At 59.8% G+C, this 20,583-nt stretch carries 14 protein-coding genes and 1 tRNA gene; 7 read left to right on the forward strand and 8 right to left on the reverse strand.

What is annotated here, in order from left to right; genetic code table 11:
• Nucleotides 1-338: 338 nt before the first annotated feature.
• The 3 genes from M9Q49_RS01835 to M9Q49_RS01845 form a co-directional block, all read right to left on the reverse strand.
• Nucleotides 339-1,376: a DUF3500 domain-containing protein gene (locus M9Q49_RS01835; RefSeq protein ID WP_254506941.1), complete on the reverse strand. Its 1,038-nt coding sequence runs from the start codon at nucleotides 1,374-1,376 to the stop codon at nucleotides 339-341.
• Between the two features lie 91 nt (nucleotides 1,377-1,467).
• Nucleotides 1,468-2,220, reverse strand: a complete 753-nt coding sequence (locus M9Q49_RS01840; protein WP_254506942.1) for a hypothetical protein — start codon at nucleotides 2,218-2,220, stop codon at nucleotides 1,468-1,470.
• Nucleotides 2,221-2,292: 72 nt separating this feature from the next.
• Nucleotides 2,293-2,796, reverse strand: a complete 504-nt coding sequence (locus M9Q49_RS01845) for a DinB family protein (protein WP_254506943.1) — start codon at nucleotides 2,794-2,796, stop codon at nucleotides 2,293-2,295.
• A 371-nt stretch (nucleotides 2,797-3,167) separates the two neighbouring features.
• Between M9Q49_RS01845 and M9Q49_RS01850 the strand changes: the two genes are divergently transcribed.
• Entirely contained in the window at nucleotides 3,168-3,965 is a 798-nt protein-coding gene (locus tag M9Q49_RS01850) for an HpcH/HpaI aldolase family protein (protein WP_254506944.1), read from the forward strand.
• A gap of 143 nt (nucleotides 3,966-4,108) precedes the next feature.
• Here M9Q49_RS01850 and M9Q49_RS01855 read toward each other — a convergent pair whose 3' ends face one another.
• From M9Q49_RS01855 to M9Q49_RS01865, 3 genes are all read right to left on the reverse strand, one after another.
• Nucleotides 4,109-8,017: a hypothetical protein gene (locus tag M9Q49_RS01855; RefSeq protein WP_254506945.1), complete on the reverse strand. Its 3,909-nt coding sequence runs from the start codon at nucleotides 8,015-8,017 to the stop codon at nucleotides 4,109-4,111.
• A gap of 235 nt (nucleotides 8,018-8,252) precedes the next feature.
• Nucleotides 8,253-9,461, reverse strand: a complete 1,209-nt coding sequence (locus tag M9Q49_RS01860; RefSeq protein WP_254506946.1) for a DUF1444 family protein — start codon at nucleotides 9,459-9,461, stop codon at nucleotides 8,253-8,255.
• 35 nt (nucleotides 9,462-9,496) lie between these two features.
• Nucleotides 9,497-9,814: an FmdB family zinc ribbon protein gene (locus M9Q49_RS01865; protein ID WP_254506947.1), complete on the reverse strand. Its 318-nt coding sequence runs from the start codon at nucleotides 9,812-9,814 to the stop codon at nucleotides 9,497-9,499.
• A gap of 204 nt (nucleotides 9,815-10,018) precedes the next feature.
• Between M9Q49_RS01865 and M9Q49_RS01870 the strand changes: the two genes are divergently transcribed.
• Nucleotides 10,019-11,056: a M48 family metallopeptidase gene (locus M9Q49_RS01870; protein ID WP_254506948.1), complete on the forward strand. Its 1,038-nt coding sequence runs from the start codon at nucleotides 10,019-10,021 to the stop codon at nucleotides 11,054-11,056.
• 17 nt (nucleotides 11,057-11,073) lie between these two features.
• Here the strand turns inward: M9Q49_RS01870 and M9Q49_RS01875 are convergent, their stop codons facing one another.
• Nucleotides 11,074-11,877 (reverse strand): tetratricopeptide repeat protein, encoded by an 804-nt coding sequence (locus tag M9Q49_RS01875; protein WP_254506949.1) that lies wholly within the window; start codon nucleotides 11,875-11,877, stop codon nucleotides 11,074-11,076.
• 205 nt (nucleotides 11,878-12,082) lie between these two features.
• On the opposite strand from M9Q49_RS01875, the gene M9Q49_RS01880 reads away from it, so the two are divergent.
• Complete coding sequence (locus tag M9Q49_RS01880) at nucleotides 12,083-13,108, forward strand: alpha/beta hydrolase family protein (protein WP_254506950.1); 1,026 nt, start codon at nucleotides 12,083-12,085, stop codon at nucleotides 13,106-13,108.
• 74 nt (nucleotides 13,109-13,182) lie between these two features.
• Here M9Q49_RS01880 and M9Q49_RS01885 read toward each other — a convergent pair whose 3' ends face one another.
• On the reverse strand, nucleotides 13,183-16,977 hold the full coding sequence (locus M9Q49_RS01885; protein ID WP_254506951.1) for a GEVED domain-containing protein: 3,795 nt from the start codon (nucleotides 16,975-16,977) through the stop codon (nucleotides 13,183-13,185).
• A 345-nt stretch (nucleotides 16,978-17,322) separates the two neighbouring features.
• On the opposite strand from M9Q49_RS01885, the gene M9Q49_RS01890 reads away from it, so the two are divergent.
• The 4 genes from M9Q49_RS01890 to M9Q49_RS01905 all read left to right on the forward strand — a co-directional run bounded on the left by M9Q49_RS01890 (nucleotide 17,323) and on the right by M9Q49_RS01905 (nucleotide 20,531).
• Complete coding sequence (locus tag M9Q49_RS01890) at nucleotides 17,323-17,643, forward strand: hypothetical protein (RefSeq protein ID WP_254506952.1); 321 nt, start codon at nucleotides 17,323-17,325, stop codon at nucleotides 17,641-17,643.
• An 18-nt stretch (nucleotides 17,644-17,661) separates the two neighbouring features.
• On the forward strand, nucleotides 17,662-18,498 hold the full coding sequence (hisN, locus tag M9Q49_RS01895; RefSeq protein WP_254506953.1) for a histidinol-phosphatase: 837 nt from the start codon (nucleotides 17,662-17,664) through the stop codon (nucleotides 18,496-18,498).
• A gap of 592 nt (nucleotides 18,499-19,090) precedes the next feature.
• A tRNA-Thr gene (locus tag M9Q49_RS01900) sits at nucleotides 19,091-19,164 on the forward strand.
• Nucleotides 19,165-19,205: 41 nt separating this feature from the next.
• A complete protein-coding gene (locus M9Q49_RS01905; RefSeq protein WP_254506954.1) occupies nucleotides 19,206-20,531 on the forward strand; it encodes a DNA-directed RNA polymerase subunit alpha C-terminal domain-containing protein in 1,326 nt (441 codons plus the stop codon).
• Nucleotides 20,532-20,583: the final 52 nt, after the last annotated feature.

A 20,583-nucleotide genomic window follows, 5' to 3' on the forward strand; every position in this document is an offset into this window, starting at 1 on the left:
GCTTTAAACCCCGCAGCTGCGCCGGTGAGGCGTCCTATCAAAGGGAAACGCGTAGAAGCGGCGAAGTACTCTGGCCCCAGTGATTTGCCGTAGCCAAATCACAAGGCCCCCACCAAAAGACGTAGTCTCCGACTCGCGTCGATACGACATCCCCTTGATTTGACGTCAGTCACAGCCGTTTGGATCCCGAAAAACCCATGCGGTTACCGCGAATGCGTCGCATAACTGCGCTAGACCGATTTCGGCTGCGTTTTCGCACGCGCGCAAGAAAATCCCGGGGCACTCTCAGGGAGCGCACCGGGAAAGGGATTCAAAATCAGCGTAGCGTCGTGAGAAAGTTACTTCACTGGAATCGCAAAATCGCCTCGCAGGTCACGCCACAAGCAGTGAATGTGGTTGGCAGGGTTGCCGGCGGCGTCGGGCTGCGTGTTGACGAATTCGATCAGGAAAGTCTCGCCCTGAATGCGGTAGTAGTGACCGATGCCCGGCTTGTCGGCACCGGCCCAAGCGAATTTCACCTTTTCAAAGCCGTTCTTTTCGATTTCGGCCAGGCGTTCCTTGGCGACATCATCGGGAACGTTCTTAGCATAGGTGTCGATGAGCGAGGTGAGCGTTTTCTTCTGGGAGTCATTGAGTTTGCTCGCTGCGATGCCGACGGCGGCATCGGTCGGGGGCTGTGGCTTGCCGGCATTGCGAACTTCTTCGAGCGCCTTTTCGGCGATGACGGCTTCCTTCTTTTGATCGGCCGACAGCGAGGCGAGCAGTTCGAAGGCGAGATCTTCTTCAGGAGCCAGCACGCGCAGGCCCTTGGCGAAGCCGGCCAGGTGTTCTTCCTTCATGGTCGCCGGGTTCGTGCCGAACATGATCGGCGACGACGAGATGACTCGGCCCTTTTCGACGACCCAGTTCATCGAGGTGTGGTGACCTTCGATGCTTAGCCCCCACTTGCTGTCATCGCTGGGGGTGCCGAAGACGGTGAAGTAGTAGCGCTGCGGATCGCGGATATTGCCGCCGACCTTGCTCTTTTCCAGCTCGGCGAGCACGTTTTCGAGCGACATGATCTTCGTCGCCTTGGCATAGCCGGTTTGGCTCAGCGCGCTTTGCAGCAGTGCGAGGGCGGCTTTCTTTTGCGGCTCGGTCATTTCCTTGACCTGCAGCCCCTTGCGCGAAGCCTTGGGAATGAAGTGCCAGTCGAGACGCTCGGGGGCGTCGTAGCTCATCAGGACTTTGGTTTTTTGTTCCGGCGTGAGTGTTTCGAGCCACTTTTCAGCCGAGACAATCATTTCGCCGCCCGTACCAGTGACGCGCAACAGCGCACCCCAGGCAACGGCGGAAACAGCAACAAGCAGAGCAACAGCAAGGACCAGACGTTTCATGGCGGGAGGATCTCCAGGAGGGTGATGGAGACAATATACTCGGCCGCGAGGCGCAGTTCAAAGAGGCCACGCGCTGTAGCTGAATTCGCCACTAATGCGAATGGCCATGCGGGTCGCGATCGTGATGCTTTTGATCGACGTGCACGTGCAAACCGGGTTTGGCTTTAAAGAACTCGTCCCAGGCCGCGTCGCTGAACTTGCCGCCGTCGATGTAGAGCGATTCCAAGTGCGGAAAATGCGTACCGATGGTTCGCAGCGATTCATCCCGCAGCGGCAGATCGATGAAATGCAACCAGCGAATCGTTTCGAGCTCCGAGATGTGCTTCACTCCGTCATCGGTCACGCGCGGACTGCCGAAGCGGAGCGACTCGAGTTGCTTTGTCTGGGCAATCGCTGACAGCCCATCGTTCGTCAGATCGGCTTGCGGCAAATTGATTCGTTTCAGCGACGGAATCGCGCAGAGCGCGCGAAAGCCTTCGTCATCGATCCGCGCGCCGCGAATGCGCACGTGTTCTAGCTTCGGCAACTTCGCCAGCGGCGCGAGGCCCGCCGAAGTCATTGTTCCTTTATCGAGCAGCAGTTCGCGCAGCGAGTCCAAGCCGGCGAGTTGTTGCAACTCTTCATCACCGATCGGTTGCTTGGTGATTTCGATTTGATCCGACTTGCCATTCTTTACGGCGGCGAGTTGCGCTTCCCAGGAGAGTTCTGGCGCCGATTGCTGCGCAGCCTTCGGCGGTGACTCTGAACGCGTCGCAACATAGACGCAGGCCGCAATCGCCACGAGGCCGGCCATCACGAAAGGTGCGACTGCGGCTAGGCTGGGTTGGGAGGGATGCTTGGACATAACCTTCGAGTCGCAATTTCAGCGAGTAGTGCAAAAGCCGGTGCACCCCTGCCACAGGGGCAGGGGCGGTTGTTACCGCACTGGCGATTTGCCCAGCAACCGCCGCAACAGGCCGATTTGCCCGGCGTGCAGCAGTTCGTGATGCGAGGCCAGGAGGAGGGAGCCGAAATTGGTTGGATAGCCGGCGTAAGGAAAATCGCACGGCGCATCGAGCGTCGCCGCGGTGAATGTCGGCAGTTCGGTCAGGGCTTGCTGATGCACGGCATCGAAGGTTTTGCGGATCTCTTCGATCGGTGGATTCTTTGCCGGGTCAGGCTCGGGAGTCGAACCACGGCTGAACTGCTTGCGGAAGCTCGACGACATCAGCTGCAAATCTTCAGGTGTGCGGCCGCGCTGGCGAAACAGGCACAGGCCATATTCGGCCATCGCAATGTGCCCCATCTGCCAAGCGAGATGGGTCGACACTCCGCCGGGCATGGCAAACCAATCGCCCTCGCCGACATCGGCGAGCAGCGACAACGTATAGCCGCGGGCAAATTCCAATTGCTTGAGCACGATCTCGATTCGCGTATCCATTTTACAGCCGATCCTTTGAAATCGTGGTTGATTAATACCGCATTGGTTGTTGGGGCATGGGTTGGCGCTGCTGCGACGAAAATGCCGGGATTTGTCCCGACATCATCAAGTAGGCGGTGGTCCACATGGTGAAAACTAACGGAGCCGCGAACAAAAGCCCGATACACAACGCCAGCAAACCCAGATCATCACACCCGCGCCAATTTCTGAGAATCCAGGTGTGCAAAGTCGCTGACTGGGTGTTCGCATGATAATCACTTTTCTTACGCACCCGTAGTTGGATTCGCCAAGTTGACCGCCGCCGTCCCATCAACAACCGCATCCGTCAGCGATATGATGTGGACTTCCCTCCACCCATCAGAGAGCACGTCATGCGCAAGAACACGGTTAAGGAAAAGCTGCATCGGGGCGAAGTGAGCTACGGAACTTGGCTGTCGCTCGGCGATTTGTACGCGACCCGCGTGCTCGCGCGGATGGGCTTCGATTGGCTCACGCTCGATATCGAGCACTCGGCCATCGATTGGTCGCAAGCCGCGATGATCTTTGCCGCTGTGGCCGATGCCGGCTGCGTGCCGCTGGCCCGCGTTCCGGAGGGAAATCACCATTTGATCAAGCGCGTACTCGATGCCGGCGCGTGGGGCATTGTCGTGCCGATGGTTGACACTGTTGAGCAAGCAAAGGCTGCCATCGCAGCCGCTTATTATCCGCCGGTCGGTAATCGGAGCGTGGGTGGCGGCATGCACTCGATGAACTTCGGTGCCACGGCTGGCGATTATTATGCCCAAGCCAACGACAACATCCTGGTCGTGCTCCAAACCGAGAGCCCGACCGGCGTGAAGAACGCTGAAGCGATTTACAGCCTGCCGGGCGTCGATGCCATTTTCATCGGCCCGAATGATCTCCGCTTTCAAATGCGGGCCAAGGACGGGACCTTTCCCACGGCAGAAGAACACGAAGCGGCCATTCAGGAAGTGATCCGCGTCGGCAAAAAGGTGAAGTGCGCCACCGGCATTCACGCGATGGATCCCGACAGCGCGCTGCAGCGAGCTCAGCAAGGAATGCAATTTCTCGCCGTCGGCAGCGACCTGCGGATGATGACCCTCAAAGCCGAGGAAACCATCACCAAGCTGCATCCGAATCAAGGGAAGAAAGATTTGGCGCGCTATTAAGCGTCGCATCAAAATGTGCGTTGCGGATCGTCCCATCAGCCGCCAGGCGCTAGCCTCCGGCTTCAAGCATCTGTGAGTGAAGAAGCCGGGGGCTAGCGCCCGGCGGCTGATTTCGAAACGCCACGCGGAGCGTGGCGACTACACTACTTTCCACCCGAGCTCTTGCGGAACTGCTCGAACTGTTCGCGGTACTTGCTCGGCGCTTGGGTCCGACCGCCGGCATCGCGGAGGTCGCGTTGCTTATCGGTGGTCGATTCGCTGCGGCGGCGATTCTTGGGATCACGCATGCCGAGCGAACGGAGGGCTTCGTCGAGCTCGCGGGCCTTGGCCGGATCGGCTTCGGCATCCTTCTTTAGCTGATTCCAGCGGCGGGCAAATTCCTGCAACTCCTGCGGCGTGAGGCCGGTCCGCTTGGCGAGTTCCGGATCGGGGTTGTGTTCCTGGTCGCGGAGCGACTGCAGCACGAGATCGGTCACACGCTTGGTGTAATTCAAGTTGGCTTCGTCGGCGACGTCGTCGCTCTTGTTTGTGATTCCCTGGCCGCTCCGATCGCCGCCGCTGCCATCGCCGGTCGGCTTGCCAGCCGGTCCCGCGCGATCGCCACCGCCACTGCTGCCGCCGGGTTCGCCCTTTCCTTTTTCGCCCGGCTTCTTGCTCGACTCGCCACCTTTACCGGTTTCGTTTCCTTTTTCGCCGGGCTTCGTGCTCGATCCTTCGCCTGGATTCTTGCCGCCGGATTGACCGGTCTTGCCGGCCGCTTCGGGACCCTTGCCCGCTTTGTTGCCGGTTTCGCCTTTGCCTTGTTCGTTGGCCTTGCCGGCCCCTTCCTCGCCGGGGGTGCTGCCGCCGGCTGAGTCGTTGCCAGGAGCACCGCCGCTGGTGCCGGCTCCTTGTTTGCCTTGGCCTTTTTGATCGCCCGATGAACCGCCCTTGGTGTTTGAGTTATTGGGCTTCTGACCGGGAGCACTGGCTTCGTTAGTTTTGGAATTGCCTTCGTTACTGCCAGACGATTCCTTCGGCTTGCCTTGCTTCTGATCGTTCTGCTGAGCCGAACCAGTTGGATCCTTCGACTGCTCACCACCGTTCCCTGGGTTACTGTTTTGAGCTGCGCCGGGATTCTTCTGCTCGCCCGACTTGGGCATGGGCTGCTGCGGTTCGCCTTCGTTGCGCGGTGGGCCTTGCGGCGAACCACCTTCGTTCGGCTTGGGATTCTGTTGGTTCTGCGCGCCACCGTTTTGCGGATTGGCTTCGGGCTTGCCTTGCTCGGGCTTCGCTTGATTGCCTTGCCCCATCGGATTCATCGGCTGACCAGTCCCTTGATTCGGTTCGCCGTTCGCGCCGGGCATCGGTTGGCCATTCGGCTGACCCGGTTGTTGCTGCGACGAGCCAGCAGGCTGGCCGTTCGGCGGAGCCTTTTGCTCTTGGCTGTTTGGACCCTGGTTGTCGCCGTTCTCCTTGGCTTGGTGATCCTTCACCATCTTCTCGAGCTCTTTGAGCTGCTGCTCGGTCGGTCCTTGATCGGGTGAGTTCTGACCGGTCCCCGAGCCGTTGTTTTGATCGCCCGGTTTGCCGCTCTGACTATCGGGCTTGAGTTGATTGGGCTGTGGGTTCGGCGCTTGCTGGCCGCCGCTGCCGTTCTTCTTCTCTTGGTCGTGCTGCTTTTTCAATTCTTCGAGAAACTTTTCGAACTTATCGCCGTCGTGCTGCGGCTTGCCCGATTGCCCGCTGTTGTTGCCGGGACGAACGTTCGAGTTACCGCCAAATTCACCTTCGGAATTGTTCTGATTGTTCTCTTGGCCGTTGTTGCTCTGGTCACCGCCGGCGTTGTTGCCACCGGGCTGGCTCTGACCGCCAGCCTGATTTGGTCCGCCCGGTTGGTTCTGGCCACTGTTTTCGCCGCCGTTGTTTTGCTGCGCGCCGCCCATCGGCGATTGGTCGTTCGGCTGCCGATTGTTGTTCGGCTGGCCGCCGCCACTGCCAGGCTGCGCGTTGTTGCCCGAACCATCGCTCGACGAATTTCCTTTGCCTTCTCCGCTGCCGCCCTTTTGCTGCTGACTGCTGTTGTTGTTCGGCGGCTGTTTGTCGTCAGGTTTTTTTGGTTGGGGCTTGTTCGGCTGCGGTTGTTGATCGTTGCCGTTGGGTTGCTGATTTTTATTACCGCCGTTCTGTTCCTGCTGGGCGGGGTTCTCACCTGGCATCGGCGGCGGATTATTTTCGCCCGGCATTGGCTTGGATTGATCATTTGACCGCTGATCGTTGGGCTGTTGTGGATTCGCCTTATTTTCGTTCGGTTTGGGTTGCTGTGGATTCTCGCCCGGCTTGGGTTGATCGGGATTGTTCTGCGGCGCGTTGTTAGGATTCTGCTTGTCAGGGTTCTGCGCGTCGTTCGGATTCTGTTTCCGTGACGGAATGATGTTGATCGTGTATTCCGGAGTTTGCGCTCGGCCCGGCTGTGGCTGACCAGAGACAGGGTCGCGTCGATTGTCGATGGCGACGGCTTGATAAGTGACAACCGTGCCGGCCTTGAGGTTGTAGTCGGCGGGGATGAATTCAAACTTGCCGCTGGCCTGCGATTGCGGCGCACCGACCGGCAGCAGCGACTTGCGGAAGAGTTCGCCCGCATGCGACTTTGCCGCAATGTGCAAATCGAAGAGAGCAAAATCGGGGTCCACGCCGCGGGCTTCGATCGTCAGCCGGCCGTCTTCGGGCAGATCGAGCTTCTGCAATCGCGGCTGGAGAATCTCAACTTCCGGCGGCAGATCGGCGACGACTTCCAGCTTGTGCAGCACGGGCTGCTCACTGATTTCGCCTTGCTCGTTGGCGAAGCGGACTTGATAACTCTCACGCCAGGGAGTGGTGCGATCGGCTTTTAATTGCAGCGTGAAACCGCCGCTGGCGGTGTCGCCGTTGGCTTGCAGCGGAACGGTTTCGCTCGCGCGGCCGGGCTTGGGATCGAACTCAAGATAAGCCGACTTGATCGGTTGATTGGCCCGCGCGTGAATCGTGACGCGAGTCCCTTCGAGCGCTTTGATTTCACCACTGGGCTGCGACTGCGGGGCCTTCAGCGTGTAGGCGGGAAAATTCAGATCGGCCTTCTCCACGGCAATCGTCGGAGCCTGGCGAACTCGAATTTCGTAGATCGACGAAATCGCATCGCCGGCCTCGACTCGATACTGCACGCCTTGTTGCAAACCACTGCGGCCCATCGGCTGCGGGCTATCCGCCGCCGGCAACTTGCCGACGTAGTGATTGCCGCCGCTGGTGTTCTTCATCACGACGACGCGTTCCGACACTTGGCCGTCAGCCGTCGAATAAATCAGTCGCACCGCATCGGCGCCGCGAGCACCTTGCACGTCGGCAGTCACCTCAACCGTCGAGCCGAGATAGACCGAAGCATGGCCCGGTTGCACTTCGCGAATCAACACGCGCGAAGGCCGAGCGAGATCGGCCCAGGGAGCAACGACGCGGGCCGCGGTTTGAAACGGATCCTTCGGCGAGGCGATCTTGTAGAGCGCGACCACGGCCATCACTCCGCAGAGGATGTAGCCGATGCGAATCAGCGGAGCACGGTCGATGGTCGTTTCGACTTCCACACCGCTGATATCACTGGCGGCTTGCACCTGAATGGCGTGCATCACGGAGTCTTTGACCCCGGCGTGATCATCCTTGAGCAGAATGAAATTCAGCAGGCTGTTCTTCAGCGACGGCGTGGCTTCTTCGATGGCGCGGGCCGAGTAAGCAGGATTCACCGCGCGAATCATCAACGGCAAGATCCGGGTGATCACAAACCAACCGCTGCCACCCATAAACGTCAAGCAGAGCATCCAACGGCCGAACCAACCGAGCGACAGAATCCAGTGATCGATGAAGGCGGCGACGAGAAAGAAAACGAGGGTGCCGACGAGCAGCGTGAGGAGTTGGCTGCCGGCTTCGACCCAGCGCACGAACTGGCCGGCGCGACGGAGCTGCGACTGAATCACCCGGTCGGATTCGCCGATGGGAGGTGGAGTCGGATTCGCCAGCACCGGTGGTTTTACGAAGCCAGTTGCCATTGCCGTTCTTCCGCTGCGTTGTCGCCCCTGCCGGCCTCGGAGCGCTAAGCGCAGACCGCAGGCCATGCCTAGTAGTATAGACGGTGAATACGATGCGGGCGATTTATCCGGCCCGCCGATTTTCGAGAAACCGGCGACAAAATCGGCTTTTTTCGCCGAAAATGACGGCTGGTTCGGCGAGTTCACGGGATTGCCAAAAAACGATTTCCGAGAAATCGGCGACTATGGGTTGCGGTTATCCCTTGCCTAGCAAACTCAGCTCGTGCTCGCCCGGAAATTTCTCCACGCGCCAGCGCGGTGGATAGGCTTCTTCCTCGTGCATCAGCTCCCCGACGATTTGTTGCACGCGTTCCCACGGCGCGCGGGCGAGGAGTTCTGGCGATTGGGCATCGCCCCCCATGAAGAAGACTTCCTCGGCAACCGGCAGTAGCAGGCGAAGGCCGCGCTGCCAGACGCAGTAACTGGTCATTCGGCCTGAGGGGTTTTCTTGCATCGCGTTGAATGCTGGGACCACGAGATCCTGGTTGCGGGAAGCATGCAACTGATCGAGCAGTTCTTTTTGACCGGCATATTCCACGCTGTGGCTGCGCAGCAGGAGTTCGTGCAGCCGTTTGTAAGCAGGCGAGTCGGTCTCCGGCAGCCACGATTGCCATTCATCATCGGTGAGCTTGACCAGTGCACCCGAGATCGGCTTCGGTTTTTGAAAAGCTTCGGCGGCCAGGTTGGCGAGCAGTTGCAGTCCCTCGGCGTCGTCGTGGCCGGTGATCAACACCGTGTCGGCATTGGGGACCATCGCCACGGGCTGGCCGCGGACGGGAAACGTGCGAATGACATCGGTCAGCAACATGCGCGAGGCATCGTAGTTGTCGCCGGTCGCCGTGACGAAGACGCGGTCGTCGAGCGAAGCCACGGCAAAGTTGTTCATCGCGGCCAGATTGTGGCGAGCGGCTTCGATTGCTTCGTAAAACGAAACATTCCAGGTATCGAGTTCCTCCTGACCGATTGAACGCATCGTGTGGGGCAGGTCATAAACGAGCGACAGGGCCAGATGATCGCCGACGAGTTGCTGCGGAATATCGTACTGCGGCGTGCCGCGGAGCTCGGCTTGCAGGCGGACCGACTCGAGCGTGTATCGTGAGCGCACGATCGGCAACAAGTCGGGCTGCACGTCGTCAAAATCGGCGGGAATCTCAAAGCCGCGCGTGGCGAGCGAACCTTTGATGAACTGCTGCAGCACGGTGGCCCGCTTTTTGCGCGGCGCTTCGCAATACTCACGATAGATGTGGGCCAGGTTCACAAACCCGCCCTCCTGACGATGCAGATAAAACTGCTCGGCGTCGTAGGTGAGTTGCCCTTCGATCTTGGCCTTGGCGATTTCGGCCAGCACGAGCTGCGCGAACGCATCTTTGCCCGGCGGTCCGAAGAAATAATCCAGCCAGCCCACGCGGTGCTCCTTCCAGGTTGCTCACTGCGGGCTGTTTACAAATCGCCGGGCGAAATCGGCGCATCGCGCGAGATGACATCCGGCCCTTTGCCGGCCGTCTTCTCGTACGTTCCATCACCCGACTTCACATATTTGGTGAAACCCAGGCGGTCGAGCTTCTTGTCATCCTTCACCGATTTTCCCATCGCCGAATCGGACCACTTGCCGCCGATGGCCGGGGCCTGAAAGACACGCCGAATCGGCTGACCGGTCTCGGGGTGTTTCTTCAGCGGCTCTTCGGCCATGCTTTGAAAAATCTCGAACTGCTCGCCCGAGTCGTCGTCAGTGATGACTTCGTAAACGTAAATGGGCATGGGGAACTGGGAGACTTAGGATTTTGGGATGAGGGTTTCAACTCTCATTATATCCGCTGGCGGCTGTTGAAAAGCTCAGATTGCGCCAGCAGTGCTGGCGCAGCAGCGGTTGCTCTTCCGCAAAACTGAACTTCTGCGATCATCCCGGCCGAAATTGATCTATCTAGTCGTGCCGGAAGGATACTGGCCCAGGATGATACGGCGATGAAGTTGCAGATTGGTTCACTGCTGTTGCTTGGATGCATGTCGCTCAGTTGCGTGGTGCTCGCTGGCTGCCAGAGTGCGCCGGTGACTGGTCGCAAGCAAATGCTGCTCATGCCCGAATCGCAGGAAGTGAGCATGGGGCTGACCGCGTTTAACGACGTGGCGGCCAAAGAGACGCCGTCGCAGAACGCGCAGTACAACGAACTGGTGCAGCGCGTCGGTCAACGGATCGCTGCCGTCGCCGGCAAGCCCGACTATCAATGGGAATTCAAAGTCATCGCCTCCCAAGAGCAGAACGCCTTCTGTCTCCCTGGCGGCAAGGTGGCTGTCTATGAAGGGATCATTCCGATCTGCGCCACCGAGGCCGGACTGGCCGTGGTGATGTCGCACGAAATCGGTCACGCAATTGCCCGCCACGGCGGCGAACGGATGAGCCAGAACATGGCCGTCGATGGCGCTAAGCAAGCCGTGTCGTGGGTCATGCAAAACCAGGAGCAGACTCGCAAAGACATCGTGATGCAGGCTTACGGCTTGGGTTCGCAGTACGGCGTGCTCTTGCCATACAGCCGCGCTCACGAATCGGAAGCCGATCACATCGGTTTGATGATGATGGCCCGCGCGGGTTACGACCCGCGCGAAGCGCCCCGCTTCTGGCAACGCTTCGGCTCGCTCAAGCAGGGTGAAAAGACAATGGAGTTCATGTCGACACATCCGAGCGACGCCCGCCGCGCTGCCGACCTGGCCACGCTCGTGCCCGAAGCCATGAAGCTGTACGAAAAAGCCCCAGAGATGTTCGCCCTCGGCGCCAACATCGACCCCGCGCCGCCGACGCCAGTCGCCGTCGCCAGCAAACCGGCCGACACAACAACGGCCGCGACACAACCCGCCACCACGCCGCCCGGCGAAGCTCCGGCAAGCACGCCCACGCCGGCTGCTGCCGCAGCGACGGTTGGTCCCGCGCCTGCCGCCGCAGCATCGCCGTTCAGCAATTGGAAACTGCCGATGATGCCCTCGATCTTCCCGAAGGCAGGGCAGTAATCCATTGTCGCCGCACGCTACTTCCGTCCGCGGATCATGAGCAGGATGGTGGCCGTGAGTTGGGCGATGATCAGCGCGAAGACGTTGTACTTGATCCACTGCACGCGCAAGTCATCCGGCCAGTTAGCGGCCAGCGCGCCTGCGATCAGCGGCGCGATCGTTGCCAGAACCGCAACGTTCACAGCAATCATCAGCCACCGCGGCCAACCCGGCACGCAGCGATAGATGGCCGAGGCAGGCAAGGCGGCGAACTGCAAAAAGCAGCACGCGACGATTCCCAGGCCATTGCGCGTGATGGCAAACCAGAGGAGCAGCGGCACGGGCGCAACCAGGCTCCAGAGGAGCAAGTTTGCGCCGCGGCGTTGATCGTCGTCGAGCGATTTTTCGCCGACCGGATCGATCCGCAGCAACAGATCGAACAGCGGCGACGCCAGCCCCAACAGGATGCAAGATAAGAAGAGCCCGAGTGACAGTGGCGCGAGGGCGGGGGCCCAGGTGGGGTTTTCGCCAACGATCACTTTCAGCAATCGCAACAGCAGAAACGCAATCAGCATGATGGCGGTTTGCACCGCGGGCGAAAGACGGGCCAGCCAGAAGGTCGTGGTGAGCAACCGCCGATAGAGCGGACTGCGGGCCTTGAGCGCTTCGACAATTCCCGAACGGGCCCGAGCATAATCGGGCCGCAGTCGCAGCGCCCGGCGAAAGTGCTGCACGGCCTGCTGCGGCTCGCCGAGTTCCAAGGCGCGCCACCCCAGATTGGTCAGGGCGACGGCAGATTCCGTCGCCGGAGGACGCCTGGTGAGCGGTTCCACTGAAGTCATGCCGGCGCTTGCTTTCTGGGGTAGCCGCAATCGCACTACAAAGGCAACACAAGTTCAACTGAAGCACCGAGTTTGGCCGGCGCGGAACTGAGTGTCAAGGAATGCGCTGGGGAGTATTCATCATATTGGATATTGGCGAAACCCTGTTCGTACTTCGCCGGGTAGAATATTCACCAATCTCAAGGCTTTCTGGAATGGCGTGTCTATGAAGAGTTCGACTAGTCTCACGCTCGGCCTGTTGATCTGCCTCATCGTTGGCTTGACCACAACCAGGGCAGCCGACCCCGTGCTGGCTAACTATGTCCCTGCCGACGGCGAAAATCATGTCGGCTTTCGTAAGACATCGATCAGTTATGAGGCAGCCGATAAGTCGCAGCGCACCCGTTCAGTACTGATCTGGTATCCCACCAGCACTGTCGCGGCGCAACACAACTATCGCGGCCAGATCGGTTTTGTCGCCGCGGACAGTCCGGTCAGCGACGGAGTGCATCCGGTAATCTTGTTTTCGCACGGCTTCCTGGGCATGCCCGATCAATCGATCTTTCTCACCGAAGGGCTCGCGCGTCGCGGCTACATTGTCGCTGCCATCGGCCACGCCGATGGCTTGCTGGCCAAACGCGAGAAGCCGATCCCCGCGCCGAATTTTGGTGATGCCAAGAGTTGGACAGAAGACAAGTTCCGCGACCGCCGCGAAGATGTAGTCGCGCTGCTCGATTACTTGCAGAAGGAAAGTCAGCAAGCCGGTTCGGCCTGGAACCAGCACGTCGACAAAACGGCCATCGGTATCGCGGGTCATTCACTGGGTGGTTACACCGCGCTTGGTTTGATTGGCGGTTGGGAGAAAGCGAAGGACAAGCGAATCAAAGCCGCGCTCGCCCTTTCGCCGTTTGCCGCCCCTTATCTCACGCAAGGCAACCTGGCCGATGTGAGAACGCCCGTGATGTTTCAGGGCGGCACACTCGACTGGGGCATCACGCCGTTGGTCCCCGGTGTTTATCAGAAACTTACCGGCCCGAAGTACAACCTGGTCCTCAAGAACGAAACGCACTTCGGCTGGACCAATCTGATCGCGCTCGGCAAAACGACGACCGATGCCGTGAGCAGTGGCAACGCCCAACTCATGCTCGATTACAGCGTTGCCTTCTTCGATCGCCATGTCCGCGGTCAGCCGAACGAAAAGCTGCTCGACGAGAAGAATGCCAAGCTCAGCAGCTATGAGTTTGCGAAATAAACCAACCGCGGCTGCGCTGCGGCTTCGCCTCTCCTCGCTGGACCGAGGAGAGGCTGTTTGGCGAGATGCGTTCCTTAGAACGTTTCATCACCTGGCGGAGTGAAGTCGACCAGGATGTCGGTGCCGAGGACGAGGCTGAAGTCATCGTCGCCAGCGCCGCCGCCGAGCGTGTCGATGTCGGTTCCTTGCGTGATCGCACCGAGGCCGGTACGGTTCGAGCCGCTGCCGCCCCAAGTGCTCAGCAAGGCGATAAGAGCCGTGTCGTTGGCATCGTTCACCGTGCTGCTCAGTTCGTTCGAAACCGAGCCGGCAACGAGCAGATCATTGCCATCGCTGCCGCTGAGATTGTCAGCGCCAGCGCCGCCGAAGATCACGTCGTTGCCGCTGTCGCCATACAGGGCGTCGGCGTTGCCGCCGCCACTGATCAGGTCATTGCCAGCGCCGCCACCGATCACATCGTTGCCGTTGCCGCCGTACAGGCGATCGTCGCCGTCGTTTCCTTGCAGCGTGTCGTTGCCTTCACCGCCATAGGCGTAGTCATTTCCGCCGCCGGCGCTGATCAGGTCGTCGCCGCCGCCACCGTAGAAGATGTCGTTGCCACCCAGGCCGCTGAGCGTGTCGTTGCCGCCGACCACTAGGTCCTGCTCACCGACGTTATCGCCCCAGATGATGTTGTCGCCAATCGAGCCGTTGATGCGGTCGTTCCCCGCTCCACCAACCAGCAGGTCGTTCCCCGCAGCGCCGCTGATATAGTCGTCGCCACCCTGACCGAGAATTTCGACAGGCAACGTCATGTTCGAGGCATTGATCGTGTCGTTGCCGTCGCCCGCATGGACAATCACCTTGCCCGTCGGCTGCAACGGCGGCGTGACCATCGAACCGATCCGCACGCGCACGTCGTTCGCACCAGGACCGCGCGATAGCGTGATTGGATCCGAGCCGTTGGTAGCGAGTGCATAAACGTCGCCGAGGTTAATGTTTGGAATGTTCGGCACGCCGCTGATATCGATATCTTCGATGCACAGCCACGACACCGGCGCCCGGCCGCTGACCGCCAGCGAGCCATTCGCGGTTGCGCTCACCACCAACGGCGGCGCGATCGAGGCGAGATTGAGATTGAGTACGTCGCCGATCGTCGGCGACACCGGGCTGCCAGCCGAGACATTCACCGCGGTGTTTTCATCGGGAGCAACCGTGATGCTGTCGGAAACATCGGCAGCCGTTTGGAACGTGAAGATATTGACGGTTCCAATCGAACCAGCCGTGAAGGCCACGCTGTTCAGCTTGTTGGTGCTAAAAGTGCCGCCAGCCCCCACGCCGTTGAAGTTCACCGTGTCGGCGCCGTCGGTCGTGGTGAGGTTGATCGTCCCCACCGTTCCGGCGATGCTGTTGCCCGTGCCGCCGCCAATGTCGAACAGGTTGAGCACGCCAACACCAGCGCCGCCTGGCACGCTGAGCGCGCCACCGCTGATGCTGAACTCACGCAACGTGACACCCATCAGAGCGCCAGTCGTCGAGACATTGCCTTGAATGATCGATACGCCGGTTCCGGCGCCATCGATGGTCAAGCTGCGCGGAATCGTGACGTTCTCAACCACGGTGCCGGCATTGGCGATGATCGTGCCGCCGGCTTGCAGCACCGCGATGGCGGGCGTGTAAGCGGGAAACGCATCGAAGCCCACCGAAGTGGCCGGGCCAGCGCCATCGGGATCAACGCCATAGGTCGTGTAGGTCGGATCGACGTACACGCCCGTCCGCGCCGGATTGAGCGTGACTGCATAATCTTCGACTTCGCCATCGAGGGCGAGGCCCGTCGAACCAGTGCCACTCACCGAGGTCAAACGGAAGCGAGCATAGGTCGTCGTTGCAGCACCCACGGCAGCCGCAGCGGGAACCGGCACATTGATGCTGTTCGCGCCGGTAATGACGGCTTGGTTGATGACAACTTGTTCGCCCGCATCGCCGAAGTCGCCGTCGTGATTCCAGTCGATCCAAGCATTGAGGAAGCCCGAACCGCCGGTCACATTCGCCACAATCGTCGTCGTGCCATTGGCCACGATCGGCGAAATCGTCACGCCGTCTTCATCAGCGCCATCGCCGATCGCGCCAACGCTTGGCGCGCCGTCGGTTTCCCCGTCGACGGTCGCGCCCAAGCGCAGCGCAGTAGAAACAGCATGCCGCGGCCCATTGCTGGCCAGCAGCGTTCCATAGGAATCGGGAGCATCGCCAAAGTCAGGCTGGCTGGCGAGCGACAGTTGAATGTTATCGATGAACGTGGTTTCATCGCCGGGCTGATCGGCCGAATCGAACGTCATGACGTACGAATCCTTAGTCGCGACGAACGTAGTCGACTTGGCGACCCAGGCCTGATTCGTGCCGCCGGCATTCGACCAGGTTTCGGTGTAGATCGGCGAGCCGTCGAGCAGCACCGAGTAGGTATCGGAGGTGTTCGCATCCGTCGTGCGCCGCGCTGCCATGAAGTTCAGCGAATAGGTGTTACCTGGCACGAAGCCAGAAACCGTTTGGCTGAAGCTGGCCGCATGTTGCAGGATGGCGAATTGCTGGCCATCGAAGGCAGCGATCGCGCCATTTTGGAAGGCGCTCACATTGCGCGAGATGCCGCCGCCGACCGAGAAGGTCCACGGCGAACCGCTGAGCGTTCCCGTGCCCGTGCCATTGGCTTGCTTGAAGGCGTTGCCAGGATTGACCGGAGTTTCGAAGCTGCCGTCATACAGCGTGGCCGTCGTCGCATTCGGTACGGCGCGAATCACGATGCGGTCGAGCAGCACAGTGTTGTCGCCTGTCGAGTCGCCGGCTTGCAGCGGATCGTTGTTGCCCAGTTCCAGCAACATCGTTGCAGACGTCGCCACGAACGGCTTGCTGACCACGCGAATAAACTGTTGTGGGGTCGAACGCAGGTCATGCTCGGCAACCACAATTTGTCCACCGACGCGAGCATACGGGCGAGCAATCACAGCGCCGCTGCCGCGTTCGGCTTCGTAGTAATCCAGCACATAGGTCTGACCAACGGCGAACCCGCTGACATTCTGGCTGATATTCACGCTGGCCGTGCCGGTGAAGTTTTGCAGCAGCGCAGTGGCAGTGCCGTCGAGCGGAGTCTTGCCGTTGAGAAACACCCCGTTGTTGTCGTTCGACGGTGTGATGCCCGTTCGGGCGAGATTCGACGAGTTCCAGCCAGTGATCGGGCCGTAGCCAGGATATGGATTGTCCGACCGATCTTCCGGCGGCGACTCGAACGAGAAGTTCGCAACCGGCACGACTTCATTGATTTGAATATTGTCGATCAGCAACGTGTTGTCGCCGGTGGTGCTGCCGGCCTGCAGCAGATCATCGTTGCCGATCACGATCGGCATGGTGGTGCTGGTCGCCACGAAGGTCGTCTTCAATGTCACGAAGTTGGCGACGCGAGTTTGGTCGAACTCGGGGATCGCGATATTGCCATTGACTCGCACGTACGGCCGAGCGATGACGGCGCCCGAACCACGCTCATTGATTTGCAGTGTCAGCTCGTAGGTTCGGCCGACATCGAAGCCGCTCACATTTTGCGAGATCGAATTGCCGCCACCTTGAATAAAGGCGACGCGCGAGCCAGCGGGCGCTGCCAGGCCATTCAGGAACGGCGCGCTATTATCGGCAGCCGGATTAATGCCATGCCCCGAGCCATTCAGCGTCCAACCCGCAATCGTTCCTTGGTACCCCGGAAAGCCGGCCGGAATCGGCGGCAGTTCGAAGCTGGGATTGGCCACCAACGGCGCCATCAGGTCACGCGTTTCAAGACCTTCCAAAAACATCTGACGATTCTTGCGAGCTTGCATTCGCGTGGCGGCGCGGCGGGCGGACTTGGTCATGGATGGTTTCTCACTAGAGGCATTTAGGGATTGCAACCCGCTGCCGTGCGGGCCGGCGCATGCGTCATCGCTGCGACCAAATCCAATGCTAGAAGCGGCCCATTCGATTCCGCGCTCGCTTTCCAACTCCCCCGACTGGATTGAACAAAATGCCAAGAGAATTTTGTGCCGTTCAGCCGCTGAATCAGATCGTTTCGCGACGATGCTGCAGCGCAAAAAATTGTTCAGCCCGCTGAATGCTCGTTCAGCCAGCCGAACAGATTGGCCTTGCTGGCGCTGAAATATTCGGGTATTTACCGCAGCCGTTGACCGAATTATGGGATCACGTTGCGCGCAGGGTGACACATGCACCGCAGAAACTGGTTAGCACAATTTTTCGGCGCAATTGCCGCCGTCGGCTGCGTCGTTGGGGTGGCCGAGACGCACGCGCAAGAGCAACAGCAGATCACGCTGCACGACCGACTGCGGGCTGGCTTGAAATGCCGCCGGCCTGAAGAGTTTGAGTTCGTAGCGCACGTTGCCGAACTCGTCGAAAACAATACGCTTAGCCCCGAACTGGTCCTCAGCACCTATCGCTGGGCCGTGAAGCAACGCCCTAATTTTCCGTTTTTCTACTTTCAATATGCGCTCAAGCAACGCGCCGCCGCCCTGGGCGTGGATCTGTAATCGCGGTACGCTGGCGGCATGAGTAATTCAGCTAATTCGCCGTCCGACACACCGTCTGCAGATGAACTTGCCGATAAGCTCGCCGCCGCCGTTACCTGGGCGCGCGAAGCCGGCCAACTCACGCTCGGCTACTTTCAGCAAGCCAATTACGAAGTCGAGCGCAAAGGCGATTCGTCGCCGGTCACCATCGCCGACCGCAGCGCCGAGATTCTGATTCGCGACCGCATCGGCAAGTACTTCCCGAATGACGGCATCATCGGCGAAGAGTTCGGCACGACCGAAGGAACCACCGGCTGGCGATGGATTCTCGATCCGATCGACGGCACGAAGTCGTTCATCAGCGGTGTGCCCATGTATGGCACGATGATTGGCCTCGAACGCGCAGGCCGCAGTTGGGTCGGTGTCGTTTATATCCCTGGTCTCGACGAAGGTGTGTACGCGGCCCACGGCGGCGGTTGCTTTCATTTCCGCGGCAACAGCCAGCCGACGCAGGTCCATGTCTCGAAGCGGGCCAAGCTCGACACCGGTTGCTTCGTTACTTCGCAGGTCGACACTTTCCGCAAACGGAACGCCTGGGAAGCCTTTGAAAAACTGCAAGCCGCGTCGTACATCACCCGCACCTGGGGCGATTGCTACGGCTATCTGCTTGTTGCCACTGGCCGAGCCGAAATCATGGTCGATCCCATGCTGAATGTCTGGGACGCCGCTGCCGTGCAGCCCATCATCGAAGAAGCCGGCGGCACGTTCACCGACTGGCAAGGCAATCCCACCATCACCGCCGGCGAAGCCATCGCCACCAACGGCCTGGTGCTCGAAGAAGTGCTCGCCATCACACGCCCGATGCCGCGTCTCTAGGCGTTCGAACGTTTTGGGTGAATAGTTCGCCTTCTCGTCAAAGTGCCGAAATCGAGGCCGAGCGGCTTACGTTTGTGGAAGGTAATGTGATTCGCGAGATTTGGGGATCGCGTCGTTGAGAAGACGGTCGCCGAATACGCCCGGCGCTGTTCGCCCAAATCGGAACTTCGCGGGGCTCGTTCCTTGGCGCGCGGTGATTTGACCTCTATTCATCTTTCGCAGAGCGAAAGATGACAATGGGGCTGATCGTTGCTGGATAGTGCAGGCCACTCCACCCGAATTAGCGGGCAATAAGGTGCAATATTCCGGCCGCAATATATTGCTTGTTTTATTTTTTAAGTCGTTTCTAGAAAACGGCTTGCGCTGCGAACGGCAGTTTTGATTGCCTGTTATATTCCGGGGGTATGGCAGAGGGGGTACTTCTGTGTGCTCGCACAGCTGCAGTGCCGAGTGATCCTGGCTGCCATGTTTGCGGAATGGCAGCCCCGCAACCCCGAACCTACCCTTGACGATCGGTGTCCGGCTGTTTAGCTTTAAATGTTTCCTCAGTCGGCACTTTGCGCGCCGACCTGCTCCGGAAAAAGAAATCAAAGCCAGCGTAGCTTCAATTGGCAGAGCACCGCATTCGTAATGCGGGGGTTGCGGGTTCGACTCCCGCCGCTGGCCCTTTCGTTTAGCAGTCAGTTTTGGTGTGAGGGCCCGGGCAGATGTCGACAGTGGTCGCCGTAGATTTTCGCGAGATTGTCCTTTCCAACAGCTCGTTTGGCCCGCGCGAAATCGCGCAGATTCAGCAAGCGATTGCTGAAGACTACTCGCAGTACAATGTCCTGCGCGATGCAGTCGCCGAACTCGAGAGCCGTGAAGAACGGACCCCCGCTTCGAAGGTTCGCCTTGGAGCCTGCTACTTCCTGCTCGGCCGTTATCGCTTGGCCGTCGAAACGCTGAGCAACGCCGATGGTGGCGCTGCCGCCTACTTCTATCTCGGCAAGAGCCAGTTCGCCCTCGGCAACTATGCCGACGCGATCAAGGCTTATGACAAAGCCAAGACCGCCGGTTACAACACCGACGACTGTGCGCTGGCTTCGGCTGAAGCCTATCGCTATCAAAAGAATCCGCAGAAGGCCCTCGATACACTCGACCATCTGTCGGGTGCTGTCGAACAGACCGCCGAATATCTGTATCAGCGTGGTGCGACGGTTTCGGCCATGTGCGGAAACCCGGTCGAAGTCTGCCGCTTGTTCGAACGAGCTGTCGAAGCCGACGGCCGTCACCCTGGTGCACTGTTCGGTCTGGCTGCCGAAAACGATCGCCGCGGCAACGACGAAACGGCCCTCGGTTTGTATCAGCGGGCTGTCTCGGTTTTCCCGCCGAGCATGGGCGCTCTGCTGAACCTCGGCATTCTGTATGAAGACCGGGCTCAGTACGATCGCGCTCAAATGTGCTACCAGCGCGTGCTCGACGCGTATCCCGATCATCAGCGGGCCCGGTTGTATTTGAAGGATGCTTCGGCTTCGGGCAACGTGATGCTCGACGAAGAAGCCCAACGCCGCCAGGACCGTTTGGCCGCCATACTGAATGTGCCGGTCACCGATTTCGAACTGTCGGTCCGCAGCCGCAACTGCCTGCAAAAGATGGGCATCCGCACGCTGGGCGATCTCACTCGCACCTCGGAAGCGGAATTGCTCGCCAGCAAGAACTTCGGCGAAACCTCGCTCGTCGAGATTCGCGACATGCTGCACAGCAAGGGTCTCGAACTCGGCCAATTTGCCGCCGAGAAGGCCGCTCCCGAGCCGGCCATGGACACTTCGAACATGTCCCCCGACGAAGCCGCTCTGCTCGAACGGCCGATCTCGGAACTCAACCTGTCGGTGCGTGCCCGCAAGTGCATGGCCCGCCTTGGTCTGACCTTGATCGCCGAACTCGTCCGCAAGACGGCCGACGATCTGCTGGAATGCAAGAACTTCGGCGTGACCAGCTTGAACGAAGTCCGTGAAAAGCTGACGGCGATGAACCTCAAGCTCCGCGGAGACTAGTCCTTTTTCGCCCGCGATTTAGTTAAAACACGGAGGACGGATCATTCGATCC

Origin of the sequence: Anatilimnocola floriformis (genome assembly GCF_024256385.1) — a bacterium.
In the GTDB taxonomy this organism is placed as follows: domain Bacteria; phylum Planctomycetota; class Planctomycetia; order Pirellulales; family Pirellulaceae; genus Anatilimnocola; species Anatilimnocola floriformis.